At 55.1% G+C, this 12,584-nt stretch carries 15 protein-coding genes and 1 tRNA gene; 7 read left to right on the top strand and 9 right to left on the bottom strand.

The window, feature by feature from the left end; translation table 11 throughout:
- Positions 1 to 313: 313 nt before the first annotated feature.
- The gene (locus AC3WK5_RS11900) at positions 314 to 1,597 is read right to left on the bottom strand and encodes an NAD(P)/FAD-dependent oxidoreductase (protein WP_103319760.1); all 1,284 of its coding nucleotides are present in this window, start codon (positions 1,595 to 1,597) and stop codon (positions 314 to 316) included.
- Positions 1,598 to 1,781: 184 nt separating this feature from the next.
- Here AC3WK5_RS11900 and AC3WK5_RS11905 point away from each other — a divergent pair.
- A tRNA-Val gene (locus tag AC3WK5_RS11905) sits at positions 1,782 to 1,858 on the top strand.
- Positions 1,859 to 2,495: 637 nt separating this feature from the next.
- Here AC3WK5_RS11905 and ybiA read toward each other — a convergent pair.
- Entirely contained in the window at positions 2,496 to 3,041 is a 546-nt protein-coding gene (gene ybiA / locus AC3WK5_RS11910; RefSeq protein WP_054598287.1) for a riboflavin biosynthesis intermediates N-glycosidase, read from the bottom strand.
- Between the two features lie 887 nt (positions 3,042 to 3,928).
- The gene (locus AC3WK5_RS11915; RefSeq protein ID WP_103319766.1) at positions 3,929 to 4,450 is read right to left on the bottom strand and encodes a GNAT family N-acetyltransferase; all 522 of its coding nucleotides are present in this window, start codon (positions 4,448 to 4,450) and stop codon (positions 3,929 to 3,931) included.
- Positions 4,451 to 4,681: 231 nt separating this feature from the next.
- On the opposite strand from AC3WK5_RS11915, the gene AC3WK5_RS11920 reads away from it, so the two are divergent.
- Positions 4,682 to 5,404 (top strand): metallophosphoesterase, encoded by a 723-nt coding sequence (locus tag AC3WK5_RS11920; RefSeq protein WP_103319769.1) that lies wholly within the window; start codon positions 4,682 to 4,684, stop codon positions 5,402 to 5,404.
- A 14-nt stretch (positions 5,405 to 5,418) separates the two neighbouring features.
- On the opposite strand, the gene AC3WK5_RS11925 is transcribed toward AC3WK5_RS11920, so the two are convergent.
- Complete coding sequence (locus tag AC3WK5_RS11925) at positions 5,419 to 5,601, bottom strand: hypothetical protein (RefSeq protein ID WP_054596640.1); 183 nt, start codon at positions 5,599 to 5,601, stop codon at positions 5,419 to 5,421.
- 162 nt (positions 5,602 to 5,763) lie between these two features.
- Between AC3WK5_RS11925 and AC3WK5_RS11930 the strand changes: the two genes are divergently transcribed.
- On the top strand, positions 5,764 to 6,312 hold the full coding sequence (locus AC3WK5_RS11930) for an NADPH-dependent FMN reductase (RefSeq protein ID WP_103319805.1): 549 nt from the start codon (positions 5,764 to 5,766) through the stop codon (positions 6,310 to 6,312).
- Between the two features lie 159 nt (positions 6,313 to 6,471).
- Entirely contained in the window at positions 6,472 to 6,672 is a 201-nt protein-coding gene (locus tag AC3WK5_RS11935; protein WP_054596642.1) for a hypothetical protein, read from the top strand.
- Positions 6,673 to 6,922: 250 nt separating this feature from the next.
- Here AC3WK5_RS11935 and AC3WK5_RS11940 read toward each other — a convergent pair whose 3' ends face one another.
- Positions 6,923 to 7,624 (bottom strand): alpha/beta fold hydrolase, encoded by a 702-nt coding sequence (locus AC3WK5_RS11940; protein ID WP_103319771.1) that lies wholly within the window; start codon positions 7,622 to 7,624, stop codon positions 6,923 to 6,925.
- 187 nt (positions 7,625 to 7,811) lie between these two features.
- Here AC3WK5_RS11940 and AC3WK5_RS11945 point away from each other — a divergent pair, with 187 nt between their 5' ends.
- Complete coding sequence (locus AC3WK5_RS11945; protein ID WP_256585321.1) at positions 7,812 to 8,330, top strand: DUF2214 family protein; 519 nt, start codon at positions 7,812 to 7,814, stop codon at positions 8,328 to 8,330.
- A 164-nt stretch (positions 8,331 to 8,494) separates the two neighbouring features.
- On the opposite strand, the gene csrA is transcribed toward AC3WK5_RS11945, so the two are convergent.
- On the bottom strand, positions 8,495 to 8,689 hold the full coding sequence (csrA, locus tag AC3WK5_RS11950) for a carbon storage regulator CsrA (RefSeq protein ID WP_007920550.1): 195 nt from the start codon (positions 8,687 to 8,689) through the stop codon (positions 8,495 to 8,497).
- A 249-nt stretch (positions 8,690 to 8,938) separates the two neighbouring features.
- Between csrA and AC3WK5_RS11955 the strand changes: the two genes are divergently transcribed.
- Complete coding sequence (locus AC3WK5_RS11955; protein ID WP_103319773.1) at positions 8,939 to 9,304, top strand: SPOR domain-containing protein; 366 nt, start codon at positions 8,939 to 8,941, stop codon at positions 9,302 to 9,304.
- 14 nt (positions 9,305 to 9,318) lie between these two features.
- Here the strand turns inward: AC3WK5_RS11955 and AC3WK5_RS11960 are convergent, their stop codons facing one another.
- The 3 genes from AC3WK5_RS11960 to AC3WK5_RS11970 all read right to left on the bottom strand — a co-directional run bounded on the left by AC3WK5_RS11960 (position 9,319) and on the right by AC3WK5_RS11970 (position 11,582).
- On the bottom strand, positions 9,319 to 10,011 hold the full coding sequence (locus tag AC3WK5_RS11960; RefSeq protein ID WP_103319775.1) for an endonuclease: 693 nt from the start codon (positions 10,009 to 10,011) through the stop codon (positions 9,319 to 9,321).
- A gap of 4 nt (positions 10,012 to 10,015) precedes the next feature.
- Positions 10,016 to 10,297 carry a DUF1654 domain-containing protein gene (locus AC3WK5_RS11965; RefSeq protein ID WP_103319777.1) on the bottom strand — a complete coding sequence of 94 codons (282 nt, stop codon included), beginning with the start codon at positions 10,295 to 10,297 and terminating at the stop codon, positions 10,016 to 10,018.
- A gap of 196 nt (positions 10,298 to 10,493) precedes the next feature.
- Positions 10,494 to 11,582: an asparaginase gene (locus tag AC3WK5_RS11970; RefSeq protein WP_103319779.1), complete on the bottom strand. Its 1,089-nt coding sequence runs from the start codon at positions 11,580 to 11,582 to the stop codon at positions 10,494 to 10,496.
- 351 nt (positions 11,583 to 11,933) lie between these two features.
- On the opposite strand from AC3WK5_RS11970, the gene AC3WK5_RS11975 reads away from it, so the two are divergent.
- Positions 11,934 to 12,389: a hypothetical protein gene (locus AC3WK5_RS11975; RefSeq protein ID WP_103319781.1), complete on the top strand. Its 456-nt coding sequence runs from the start codon at positions 11,934 to 11,936 to the stop codon at positions 12,387 to 12,389.
- The last annotated feature ends 195 nt before the right edge of the window (positions 12,390 to 12,584 follow it).

Here is a 12,584-nt window from a genome sequence, read left to right on the forward strand (position 1 = left end):
GCGGTAGTTCAGTCGGTTAGAATACCGGCCTGTCACGCCGGGGGTCGCGGGTTCGAGTCCCGTCCGCTGCGCCATATCTGCCTCAAGGCCCACTGAACGCCTTGAAGCACGAAGAGAGCCACTGGCTACTTCGAGTCGATAGCAAAGACCCTGGTCGAAAGGCCGGGGTTTTTTGTTTCTGGAATTTGGAATCCGAATGTTGGCTCCCGCCGTGCGTAGGAGCCAAGCTTGCTCCGGGCGGCGATCCGACGATAGCGATTTCAATGACGCCATCGCCGGCAAGCCGTGCTCCTACAAGTGTGCTGGCATTCAATCAGAAATCGAACTTGTCTCGCAGGCCGTAATACCAGGCGCCTAGCGCCGCAAACGGTGTGCGCAACAGCTGGCCGCCGGGGAAAGGGTAGTGCGGCAGGTCGGCAAAGGCATCAAAGCGCTCTGCCTGGCCGCGCAAGGCTTCGGCCAGGACTTTGCCTGCCAGGTGCGTGTAAGTCACGCCATGGCCGCTACAGCCCTGGGAGTAATAGATGTTGTCGCCCAGGCGTCCGACCTGCGGCAGGCGCGACAAGGTCAGCAGGAAATTGCCGGTCCAGGCGTAATCGATCTTCACATCCTTGAGCTGCGGGAAGGCCTTGAGCATCTTCGGTCGAATGATCGCTTCGATGTTCGCCGGATCCCGAGCGCCGTATACCACGCCGCCACCGAAGATCAGGCGCTTGTCGCCAGAAAGGCGATAGTAATCGAGCAAGTAGTTACAGTCCTCGACGCAGTAATCCTGTGGCAACAGACTCTTCGCCAGCTCATCGCCCAAGGGTTCGGTGGTGATCACCTGGGTGCCGCACGGCATTGATTTGGCGGCCAGCTCTGGAACCAGATTGCCCAGGTAGGCATTGCCGGCGACGATGATGAATTTGGCCCTGACCTTGCCTTGAGGCGTATGTACCACCGGATTGGCGCCACGCTCGATGCGTATGGCGGGTGACTGTTCGTAAATCGTCCCGCCCAGCGACTCGACGGCCGCGGCTTCACCCAGTGCCAGGTTGAGCGGGTGGATGTGGCCGCCGCTCATGTCGAGCATGCCGCCCACGTATTGATCGCAGGCGACGACCTCGCGAATGCGGCGCTTGTCCAGGAGTTCCAACTGAGTGTGGCCGTAGCGCTCCCACAGGCGCTTCTGCGACTCCAGATGGCCCATCTGCTTGCTGGTGATGGCTGCAAATACACCGCCGTCTTTCAGGTCGCACTGGATCTGGTATCTGGCCACTCGGTCGCGAATGATTTTGCCGCCTTCGAACGCCATCTGCCCGAGCATTTGCGCTTGCTTGGGGCCGACGCTACGTTCGATCACATCGATATCGCGGCTGTAGCTGTTAACGATCTGGCCACCGTTGCGGCCCGAAGCGCCGAAGCCGACTTTGGCTGCCTCCAGGACCGTCACCCGAAACCCGCTCTCCAGTAGAAACAATGCGCTGGACAGGCCGGTATAGCCCGCACCAATAACGCATATATCGGTTTCTACGTCATCCTGCAGCATTGGGCGCAACGGCGCGGCGTTGGCCGACGCCGCGTAATAGGATTCCGGGTAGGGGGTGTTCGCCATCCTGCAGCCTCTGTTTAATATATTTTACGAGTGCCCCGATCCTACCTGAGTTAAAAATCGACTGCCAGCTACCCGGAATATCTTCTTTGCCGTACCAAAATTAAATATTTTGCATATTCATAGGGTTAGGTGAAAAAAAGGTGTTGACACCCCTACGGAATTCCGTAGAATGCCGCCTCACAGCAGGCACGTAGCTCAGTTGGTTAGAGCACCACCTTGACATGGTGGGGGTCGTTGGTTCGAGTCCAATCGCGCCTACCAAACAAAATCCGCTCTGCTGGGCGGTCTAGAAGGGCTCACCGAAAGGTGGGCCCTTTTTTGTTGCTTCGCGATAGCGTCGATGGGAAACACGGCGGAAAAATAATAAGGAAATTACGTGCTACGCAAGCTCATCTTGATTTTGGCCATGTCACAACTGAGTGGCTGCGCCTGGCTTGGGGCCGTTACGAACCCTCCGTATGATTGCTATGACGGTGTCAAGGGTGAATACGTGTTCGCGCAGTTCGTCGGTCCGTTTGTACTCATCGACTTACCATTCACTTTCGTGGCCGATACGGCTTCACTACCTTTTTGCTGGTACTGACCAATATGCGCCGCTGGCACCTCGACAGCCGTATGGGGTATCCCGTCGTGGGCAGGCTTTCGTGCCTGTCTGTCGCCGGTCGCCAGTAGTGGCAGCATGATTTTGTTCATCTGACTTTCTCTCGCCCCGCAGGTGTGGCCGGGGCTGACCTCCCAGCGAATCCCGAGACTCAAAAAAGCCCGCACATGGCGGGCTTCATATTGCGGCTTGATAGATTCTGGAAGGGTGGAGTAGACCGTGGGTCTTGCTCCGCGCCGTGTGTGCAGCGCAGAGAACGAAAATGCGGAGCACTTCGACACCCCATTAACGGGCAAATCAGGTTTCGTCGCGGACCTGCATAAGCGCGAACCCCAGCAGATTCAGGCCTCGCCACAGGTTGGGGTTGCTCGCGTTTTCGTCGTCCTGGGCGAGCCCAATGCCCCAGATGCTATCAACCGGACTTGCCTCAACTATGATGCGAGAACCGGTCTCCTTGAGGAAAGCGTTCAACTCCGGGTTTTGGGAGAACTTGGCTTGGTTGGCCCGGACGACAATTGCATATCTGTGTTGCAGCCAATCGTGATCGTTGAACCCGCGCACGTTGCGGCCAAGAGCTTTGGCTGCGTTGGGGGTTGGAGCCTGGAGCACTTGAGCACGAATTTCTTGATCGCCGAACAAGGCTGCCTTCTCTGCCATCATGAAATGTTCGGCAGTTGGGTAGCGTTGCCCCTCGACAGTGAATTCGGCGTTGAACCACTGGCTAAAGCACGAAGATGTAATTCCACTCTTGCTTCGCTGGTGTCCCCAGAAAAAGGCATATTTCAGCTCCTCTCCAGAATTGAAGCGAGAGCGGAGATCTTCTAGATACTTAGAATCGTGCAATGAGGCTTCCTCAGCAATTAGCATTTGACGTGAGAGGTTTACCACTATGCATCAAGGTAAATCTCGATTGAAGGGTTTACTTGCGCTTGGCTGGGTATGACTCACCCACATAGGTAACAAAACGGTTCAAGCACATAGGTAACAGTTTTTAACTGGCACTGGTCGATTCCGAGGATCTGACCATGCCTGGGCTCGGTGTGGGCATGTATTTGAAGTGGCGCGTTAAGTCGCGACACGTTTCGCGAATAGGCAAAGTGTGTGGCGAGCAGTGCTAATCACCAAGACTTACGACCTTGTCACAGTGGGAGCACTGAATGAATTTTTCCGTGAAGATTTCATGTGGCAATAACGCACGACTAATTAGCAATCCATCCCCTGGTCTGTAGAAGTGATGCATCGATTTATTACACTCCGGACACCGCACAAAAAACGCGGCAAGGTAGAAGAGGCAGATATTCGCGACTGCAATCGCTGCATAAGTTTCGAAATAGTCTACTGCCGAGCGGTCAATCAGTAGCCAAATCAAAAATACCGCACCGCTCCAGATTGTAATGTTGATGAGCGTTGTCAGTGTGATGGCTAAATAACGGCTTTTGAGACTCTTCGATAGGATCATCCATTGATCGTGGAACTGTTGTTCGGTCGATTGTATCGCAATCACGCAGCGTGAAGCCGGGCTGCCTCAAGGATTCATTGTGGCCCTGCTGCATGGGCAGGCGCACAGCGAGATGATGTGAGCTGCCTGCCAGCCTTTAAATGGTTCAACTTGTAATCCCAGCCAGCCTGCGCACTGTACGATGCCGCCTGTGTTATCTGCGTCAGTGTTTCAAGTACCAGAGTAATGCTATGACAACCAAGCAACCCGACTGGGAGGCGATCGAATGCGCCTATCGGGAAATGTCGCAGCACATCACAACCATTCCGATTTCGGTCTTGTCGGTGCTAAATGGAATCTCACCTAGTACTTCGAAGCCGAAGTCCTCGTAGAAGCGCCTCGCACTGGCGTTGGTTTTTAGTACGTCGAGCCAAATGAAATGCTCTTTACGATCTTTGGCAAGTTGGCGGATAAATTGCAGAAGCTGTTTCCCGTAGCCTTTGCCCGCTTGGGTCTTGAGGAAGTAAATTTTTTGGAGTTCCGCACCGGCCTTGCCGGTAATAGGCATTGGCTTCGACCAGTTAACCTTTGAGAACCCTACCGCTCTGTCGTCTTCATCGAGGGCTATGAGCCAACAGTGATGTGTGGGTGCCCCTATCGATTTTTGAAGCGCCAGGACTGAAAAGTCTTCACTCAAGAAATGCTGCATGCCTGAGGGGCTCCAGATGTCGGAGAAGTGGTCCCGATACGTCTCTATGCCGATATCACGAAGTGCATGGATATCTTCAATGATCGCCTCTCGAATTTTGATCACTGTCTCGCTCCTTGCGTTGAGTTGATCTGACCAATACCTACAACGCGCCGGTATTTCAAGTATTAGGTAACCCATGGACAGGCCACACCCCACCGCGCTACACCTTCGGGTCAGCATTTACCATTCGTAAATAGCTGAGCTCGAAGCGTTCAAGGGGGTAGCATAAGAGTCGCAAGCGAGGCGAATACACTGGATTGAACAGAGCCTTAAGACGGTACCGGGGGTGGCAGCATGACCCAGGTTCGGCGTTTCACAATCAACACTGCGGGCCGCGACTTTGCGGTGGGTGATATTCACGGCCATTTCACCAGGCTTCAGGCAGCACTTGATGCTGTCGGCTTCAACCCCGCAACCGATCGTCTGTTCAGTGTTGGCGATATGGTCGACCGTGGCCCCGAATCTACCGACGTTGATGTGTGGCTGGCCAAGCCGTGGTTCTTTGCCGTGCAGGGCAATCATGAGCAAATGGCGGTCGATGCCCATCGGCTCAGTCATAACGGTCGGGCCATTTACATACACATGCTCAACGGCGGTGCCTGGCTGTACGGTCTGTCCAGCGCTGAGCAGGCCTTCTATGTCGATCTGCTTGCCGAGCTGCCTATCGCAATTGAAGTAATGACGCCTATGGGATCGGTAGGGATCGTGCATGCCGATTGCCCGTTCGATGATTGGGCGCAAATGCTTGGCGCCCTTGAGCGGGAGCAAGGCTCGATGCAGCGTAGTGTTCAAACTATCTGCCAGTGGTCGCGTTCTCGCATTACCAGCGAAAACGCTACTGGCGTCAGTGGCATCAGGGCCGTGATCGTCGGTCACACGGTGGTCCTTCTGCCTGCGGTGCTGGGCAATGTCTATCACATCGATACTGGCGGCTGGATGGGCGGCCATTTCACGCTGATTGATCTGGCTACTCTCGAGTGTATGCCGACGGTCAATCCAGAAATGCACGGCTGGTAAGTGGGTTACAAAGCTCAGGAGGCTGTGTACTCGAGATACAGTCTTTCGAGAGCCTCTTGGTACTTGTCTCCTGTTAAGGACTTTTTCAGGGCTTCCACGACTTCGAGTGCTGAAGCTGCAGCCAGGGCTTCGTTATCTCCCCGGCTTGCAGCGCGCAGTCGTGCTGCTGCAATGATCGCGTCTTCAGTCGTTTGCATGGTGTTGCCCTCGAAGGACTCAGTCTCACTGATGCCGGCAATCCACCATTAATTCTACCCCCGGGATCTGCCATGACAATCAGGCCGACTGACCGCGAGGCAATCGAGCGCGCCTGCGTATGCGACAATTCATCCGTCCACCAAGTCATGGAGCGTATACACATGGTGCAACTGCTTGCGATCTCAGGAAGCCTTCGCGCAGCCTCTTCAAACTCCGCGCTACTGCGTGCTGCCGAGAGGCTCAGCCCTGAAGGGATGTTGATCAGGCACTACCTGGAGGTGGGTCAATTACCTCACTTCGATCCGGATCAGGCTGACGATCCGCCGCAGATCGTCGCAGAGTTGCGTGGGATTATTGCCGAGGCGGACGGCATTCTGATTTCGTGCCCTGAGTACGCTCGTGGAATTCCGGGGTCATTCAAGAATGCACTGGATTGGCTCGTGGCCAGTCAGGACTTTCCCGGCAAGCCGGTAGCACTTTTCAATGCATCTCCTCGAGCAAGTCACGCCCAGGCGGCACTCAAGTTAGTGCTGGAAACGATGTCCGCGATTATTGTCGAGCCCGCCTCGATAACAGTCGACTTGCTGGCTAAAGGAATGGATGAGGCAGACATCGCAGCGAGCCCGCAGATCAGTCAGCAAATCGTTTCGGCCTTGGGCGTATTCAAAAATCAAATTGAGGGTGGTCGTTCTGGCACTGTTCCTGTGTGAGTCCGAATGTTTTTGGCCGATTGCCGATACTCGGAATGACAGCCTGTCGGGATCGACCTACGGTTGTTGGGGCGGCGCGCACCAACTGCCAACTCAAGTGCGGCATGTGCGTGGTTCGGGCGTAAAATAGCTGGGCTACCTCATCAAAAGGAGCCGCATATGAACTCCGACCAAATGAACAGACGTACGGCTGGAGAAAGAGTCGTTTGGGATCAGTATTTTTGTGCTGCGCTGATAGCCGAAAGCAATCTCACGGCGCCGACGATAGGGGGCTCGAAGTCGAGTCACGATGAGTGGCAGAGTCTATTGGTCGACAGGGCCAGGATTCTTGCTGACAAGATGATGGAACACCGGCAATAAACCGAGCCCAGCCATCGTGCTGGGCTCTTCACATGCGTCGGTAACGAGCATCGTGCAGGCGAAAAAAAACCCGCAGGTGGGCGGGCTTTTGATCGATAGGGGCGTTGATCCTTCAACTGCCGCAAGTGTGCTCTGCGGCTCATGCCCAATCAACTGAATGGCGACGAAACGCAGAAATAAAAAATGCAGTATCGAGGCGTTGGCCGCGAGTATAGGCAATGCGCGTCGAGTTTCTGTCAGGGTCGAAGTCTCACAGGCTGCTCACGAACTCTTTGATGCTTTTTGTGGCGTTATGAGGCGCTGCCTGAAGTGCGCAATGTGGAGCGTCCAGATCGGTTATCCGTATATCCGGTTTTAGCTGCGAGATCAGCGCAGAGGCTGTCGCAAGTACCAGTCGATCATGAGTTGCGCGCAAGTAAAGGGTTGGAACGCTGACACGCGCGAGCTCTTTTGCCACGTCGACAGTCAGAACGGCGCGTAACCGTGCACGCATCACCGAAGGTGTGACCAGCGATATTGCCCGATGCAATGAACGGCGTAGCGCAGGGGTGGAAAAATGCCCCAGTAATAGTGTGCTGATCAGTCCGATAGGCACAGGGTGCAGTGGCAGGATATTCAGCAGAAAACTCAAGCCACGTAGTCGCGGTCGCGGGTTGCGTACAAACGTGCTGCACAATACGAGCCCTTTGAGTTGAGGGGGTTGCAGCGCTGCCAGTGAAATGGCAATCGGCCCCGAGAACGATTCGCCAAGCAAGACAAAAGGGCTGTCGGTTGGCAATGCCTTGAGCACTATTGACTGCAGTTCGGCATAACTCAAGGACCGGTCGTTGGGATAACTCACGACGAGCGTGTTGAATTGCCCTTCCAGTGCCGAGAGTAAAGGTTCGAACAGTTCGCCTGTGCCATCCATCCCCGGGAGGAGAACCAGTGTGGGTGTTTCTGATGAATTCATCCCTGATGAGCTCATGCTCCGTTATCCCTGTCTTGAGTGAGTGCATTCTCGCCGATATTCACGTGTCCCCGGTTTAGAAATTGCGGGTTTTCCTTGGGGAGCTCCGAGGCGCTTGTCTGCGAAGCAAAGCATTTTCGGCTACTACTGACAGGCCGATTATTTTTTGTCTTGAATGGGGAGCAATTCGATGCTGGTTCACTGGTTTCTCGCCGCGGTCCATCTCTTGGCTTATGCCCTGGCGTTCTGGGGTGTTCTGACGCGTGGCATGGCTTTCCGTCGAGTGGGCACGGAGGGAGTGGGGGCTCGTAGTGTTTTGCTGGCAGATAACGTTTGGGGCGTCTGCGCATTGATTCTTCTGGTTAGCGGCGGGATCCGTGCTTTTGGCGGGTACGAAAAGGGCGCGGACTACTATCTGCATCAACCGCTGTTCCATCTGAAAATGACTTTATTCGTCATCATCCTGCTGCTTGAGATTGCACCGATGGTGGCCTTGATCAAATGGCGGATCGCTTTGCGTCGAGGTGCGCCGATTGATGTTGGGCGTGTCGGTCTCTTTGCGCGGATCAGTCATATCGAGGCACTGTTGATTATCCTGATGGTCGTGGCCGCGACAGGCATGGCGCGAGGTGTGACGTTTGGATCGTCGGCTAACGTTGCGCTATGGCTCGGTGCGTCCAGGCCGGCTGTGATGTTTTCACCAGGCTAAATCCGAATCGTCCGACAGTAAGGGACATGGCGATGTCGTTAGTATCAGCATCGCCGGCGGGGTGTCGGTGCTGTGTCGTTGTCATGGGGAAAGGAGGGGGCGCGCAGAATCTTTAGCCAGCCGTTGCCGTGAGAGAAAAGGCTGGCTACTGATTGCTGACGGGTTCAGGGGGTTTCGCGCTTGTCCGGCGCAGTAAGGCCCGCCTGAATACGTTGGTAGATTTCTTCGCGATGCACCGCAACGTCTTTCGGGGCATTGATGCCGATTCTGACCTGCTGGCCGCTAACGCCCAGAATGGTGATGGTGATGTCATCACCGATGTTTATGCTTTCACCGACTTTGCGGGTGAGTATCAGCATGATCTTCTCCTTGATAGCTTTGTAGGGCACCTGACTCAGACAATGCAGATGTCGGTAGTACCTATAGATTAGTGCGAAGTGTCACGGTTTGGGTGCCTCTTTCTGACGTGCAGACGCTGCATTAATTCCCAAGGTGCGACTATACAGAGGCGAGAAACATCATTCTCGTTGTTTTGAGGCCTGTTTACTGGGTCGCGAAGCATTTTCGGGTGATAAAATCCCGGCTTTTGGCATTCAGAGGGGAAGGTTGTGCGCAAAATGGCGTTGGTGGTCGCGGTATTGGTATTGGCCGGATGTGGTCAGGAAAAGGCCGGGGAGTCGAAAAAAACTCAGGCGCCGGTTGTTTCGGCGCCCGCTGTGGCGGCTGCCCCGCAATGGGATGTTCTGGTTCAGGGCGAGACCGTGCAGGCGATCAGCGATCTCACTGGCTGGCTGATCGAACACAGTTTTGTTTCCTACGTGGTCACGCAAGACGGTAAACAGCGCGTGCTGGTCGGGCCGTTCAACTCGAAAGCCGAAGCCGAGGCAAGGCAGGTCGAGCTGACCGCGGCACTGGCCAAGGCGAAGAAGATGAATATCGAATCAATGGTCATTGAGCACAGCACGGCTCAGTAATTGACGCCACCTGATTAACCGCAAGCCTTCATGTTGACGGGGCCGACGAACTCATTGCCGCGCCCCATCACGCACGCGACGCGCTGATTGCGTTGGCGCTCCCAGCTTTGTGCCGGGTAAGTCTTGTTCCAGGCCTCGTAGAGTTGCCGATCCTGTTTGGACAGTCGCAAACCGTATTGCTTGCTCATGTAGAAATAAGTGCGAGCGATCATCCCGCGAATGGACGGGCGGGGCATGACCTTCTTGGCCTTGAAGTCGACCTGGGTCAGGCACGAACCGTATTGCCCTGATTGCACGGGGAGCCAGCCGAAGCTGAAATTGCTGCGGTCCCCGTTCACCTCGCCGATGCTTGGCACCAGGTTGTGCAAGTCGGCCTCGGCACGCTGATAGGTCGGGTCGTGACGTGTGCAGTTCTGGCGACCACCCTGTTGCCAGCACTGGCGTTGGTGACCGATTTGCCATGCCGGAACAATGTGCTCCCATTCGATGCGTGCCGCGCGCTTGGCGTTTTTACGTGGCACGTACCCGCAGGCTTTGAGGTCGACCCGATTGCCCGTGTATTTGCAGCCACAATAGAACTCGGTTGACTGTGGGGCGTAGAGTGTCCAGGCGACCTTTTTCGCTTCGTTGAAAGTGCGTGGCGCATCCGCCTGAGCGCTGATGACAACGAAGAGCAACAACAGCAAAGCAAAACAGCGAGCAATCATTGACTCAATCTTCCTTCGGCACAACCCAGAAAATCTGCACGCCGCCATCGTCGCGATAAGCGAGGGTGACGTTGTCGTTCTCGGCGATTTCCTCGAGCAAGCGTTCCCATTCATCTACCGGCTCGTCGGGGAGGCGGAAGATCAAGGCGGCCTTGGCTTTTTGGGCGGTCGGGGAGTTGATGATTTTCTGAACGCGCAAACCGAGTCGTTCGTAAGAGCCTGGAGGGTTAGTCGCTGCTGAAGAGGTCGTGGCCACGGGGTAATCCTTATTAAGCTGTACGTGCATACAGTATTTAACTGTAGGCGATTTCGCAACTGCTTAAAGTTCAAGAAATTCCTCTGACAGCGAATTTTTCCGTTTGCTGTAAACCGATTGGTGATTATTCAGAAGTAATGGCAGGGAAGGCGGGAGGGTAGATCACTCGCCCGAGTGGGCGAGTGGGGGGGCAAGCGTCCGACCGGATCCGGCCGGACGCAATGAATCAGTACTCCCAGAACATCCGTTGCAGCTCTTTGCTGTCCGACGTCTTGGTCAGTGCAACCATCGTCAGGATGCGAGCTTTTTGCGGGTTCAGGTCATGCGCAACGACCCAGTCATACTTGTCGTCTGGCTGTTCGGCGTTACGCAGGACAAAGCCGCCAGCATTGACGTGGGAAGAACGAATGATCTGCACGCCATCCTTGCGCAGTTCCTGCAAGGTTGGAACCAGGCGCGAAGATACCGAGCCATTGCCGGTGCCGGCGTGGATGATGGCTTTGGCGCCAGACTGGGCCAGGGCCTTGTAAGCAGTGCCGTCGACATTGCCATAGGAATAGGCGATTTCGACGTCAGGCAGGCTCTTGATGTTTTTGATGTCGAATTCCGAATCCATGGTGTGGCGCTTGGCTGGCAAGCGGAACCAGTAGGATTTGCCTTCGATCACCATGCCCAATGGGCCCCATGGGCTTTTGAACGCTTCGGTCTTGAGGTTGACCATTTTGCTGACATCACGACCCGACTGAATTTCGTCGTTCATGGTGACCAGCACGCCTTTGCCGCGAGCATCTTTGCTACCCGCTACGGCGACAGCGTTGTACAGGTTGAGCATGCCGTCAGCCGACATCGCGGTGCCTGGGCGCATCGAGCCGACAACGATGATGGGCTTGTCGGTTTTTTCCACCAGGTTCAGGAAGTAGGCGGTCTCTTCCAGGGTGTCGGTGCCGTGAGTAATAACGATGCCATCGACGTCTTTGCTGTCGGCCAGTTCGGCCACGCGACGGCCCAGTTGCAGCAGGTTTTCGTTGGTGATGCTCTCGGAGGCGATTTGCATCACTTGCTCGCCGCGAACATTGGCCAATTGGCTCAGTTCAGGGATGCCGGCGATCAACTGTTCGATCCCGACTTTTGCGGCCTGGTACGTAGCACTATTGGCCGAGCTGGCACCAGCACCGGCAATCGTGCCGCCTGTAGCCAGGACGACCACGTTTGCCAGTTTCTGTCGGGTTTCGACTTCTTTTGCTTGCAGTGCAGTCGGGAGGAGCAGCAGGAGGGCCAAAGCGCCCGGAATAAAGGTGTTGAAGGCAGATTTCATTGTTTTCTCTCTAATAGTGATGACGGTGCTGATGCAGGTTCATCTAGAAACACCCCAAGCAGATCTGTATGCCGGGGATACCCAGTAAAAGCAGGATCTGTACCAGTCATATCTTCGATTTAAAAATCTTTTAACCTTTTGATTTATATAGATTTATATCTTCTGTGCGGTGGCGCTCGAGGCGATAGTCGTCCGGGTTTCCGAATATGTGCGATGGAAGCGTTCGGCTGTCCGAAATCTCCTACAGCGTAAATCTAGGATTTCCCACATTTTTGAATGGGAATTAGTGCTAAAGAAAACTGCTCAGAGGTCGATGATCCCTTCAGGATCATTTTTTGTGCAGGAGCTCATATGTCCATTTCAGTAGGTTTTCCAAACGCAGGCGGCATCACGATTGGCGGCAAGTCGCTCGCTACGATCAACTCATTGAACGACGCGAGGGCAGAAGCCGAGACACAACTGACGGCTGGCAAGGAAGGTGACAGCAAGCAAGTCAAGACAGGTCCGGTAGGGCAAAACCAGGGCGCTGAGACCCAAGCGGATGACGGTGGTAACCAAAGCATCACGGTGAAGATGCTGCTCAAGCGCATGAAGGAACTGCAAGAGCAATTGCGCCAGCAACAACAGCAACTGGCTGCGGCCCAGGCCGCGTCATATCCGACGCCGGAAGCCAAGACCACCGCGGTCATGGCGATTCAGGGGCAGATCGCTCAAACCAACGGTGCGCTGATGGAGGTGAGCAGCAGCCTGGTCAAGGAGCTGGCCAAGGGTGCCAATAGCGGATCGGTGGTCAACACCACGGCATAATCGGCATTGCCGTTTTTTCGCCAGACAGACCACAAAACGGTTTTTTCTGACCGTTGACAAATGTCGAAAGGGTTCGCATAGTTCGGTCTACGCAAACGTTTGCGCAGCCCTGTCGACGGTTTGGTTCCGTGGGCGCGGCGATCCTCGTTCCCGCGTATCAGAGCGCTGGTGAACGGGTTTGAAGCGTATGCAGTG

Source organism: Pseudomonas sp. FW306-02-D09B, from assembly GCF_058782685.1.

Coding starts and splice junctions, on each gene's coding strand:
- AC3WK5_RS11965 (WP_103319777.1), bottom strand. CDS start 10,297: ATGCACGTACAGCTTAATAAGGATTACCCCGTGGCCACGACCTCTTCA.
- AC3WK5_RS11960 (WP_103319775.1), bottom strand. CDS start 10,011: ATGATTGCTCGCTGTTTTGCTTTGCTGTTGTTGCTCTTCGTTGTCATC.
- AC3WK5_RS11900 (WP_103319760.1), bottom strand. CDS start 1,597: ATGGCGAACACCCCCTACCCGGAATCCTATTACGCGGCGTCGGCCAAC.
- AC3WK5_RS11975 (WP_103319781.1), top strand. CDS start 11,934: ATGTCCATTTCAGTAGGTTTTCCAAACGCAGGCGGCATCACGATTGGC.
- AC3WK5_RS11925 (WP_054596640.1), bottom strand. CDS start 5,601: ATGCAAACGACTGAAGACGCGATCATTGCAGCAGCACGACTGCGCGCT.
- AC3WK5_RS11920 (WP_103319769.1), top strand. CDS start 4,682: ATGACCCAGGTTCGGCGTTTCACAATCAACACTGCGGGCCGCGACTTT.
- AC3WK5_RS11940 (WP_103319771.1), bottom strand. CDS start 7,624: ATGAATTCATCAGAAACACCCACACTGGTTCTCCTCCCGGGGATGGAT.
- AC3WK5_RS11970 (WP_103319779.1), bottom strand. CDS start 11,582: ATGAAATCTGCCTTCAACACCTTTATTCCGGGCGCTTTGGCCCTCCTG.
- AC3WK5_RS11930 (WP_103319805.1), top strand. CDS start 5,764: ATGGTGCAACTGCTTGCGATCTCAGGAAGCCTTCGCGCAGCCTCTTCA.
- AC3WK5_RS11935 (WP_054596642.1), top strand. CDS start 6,472: ATGAACTCCGACCAAATGAACAGACGTACGGCTGGAGAAAGAGTCGTT.
- AC3WK5_RS11945 (WP_256585321.1), top strand. CDS start 7,812: ATGCTGGTTCACTGGTTTCTCGCCGCGGTCCATCTCTTGGCTTATGCC.
- csrA (WP_007920550.1), bottom strand. CDS start 8,689: ATGCTGATACTCACCCGCAAAGTCGGTGAAAGCATAAACATCGGTGAT.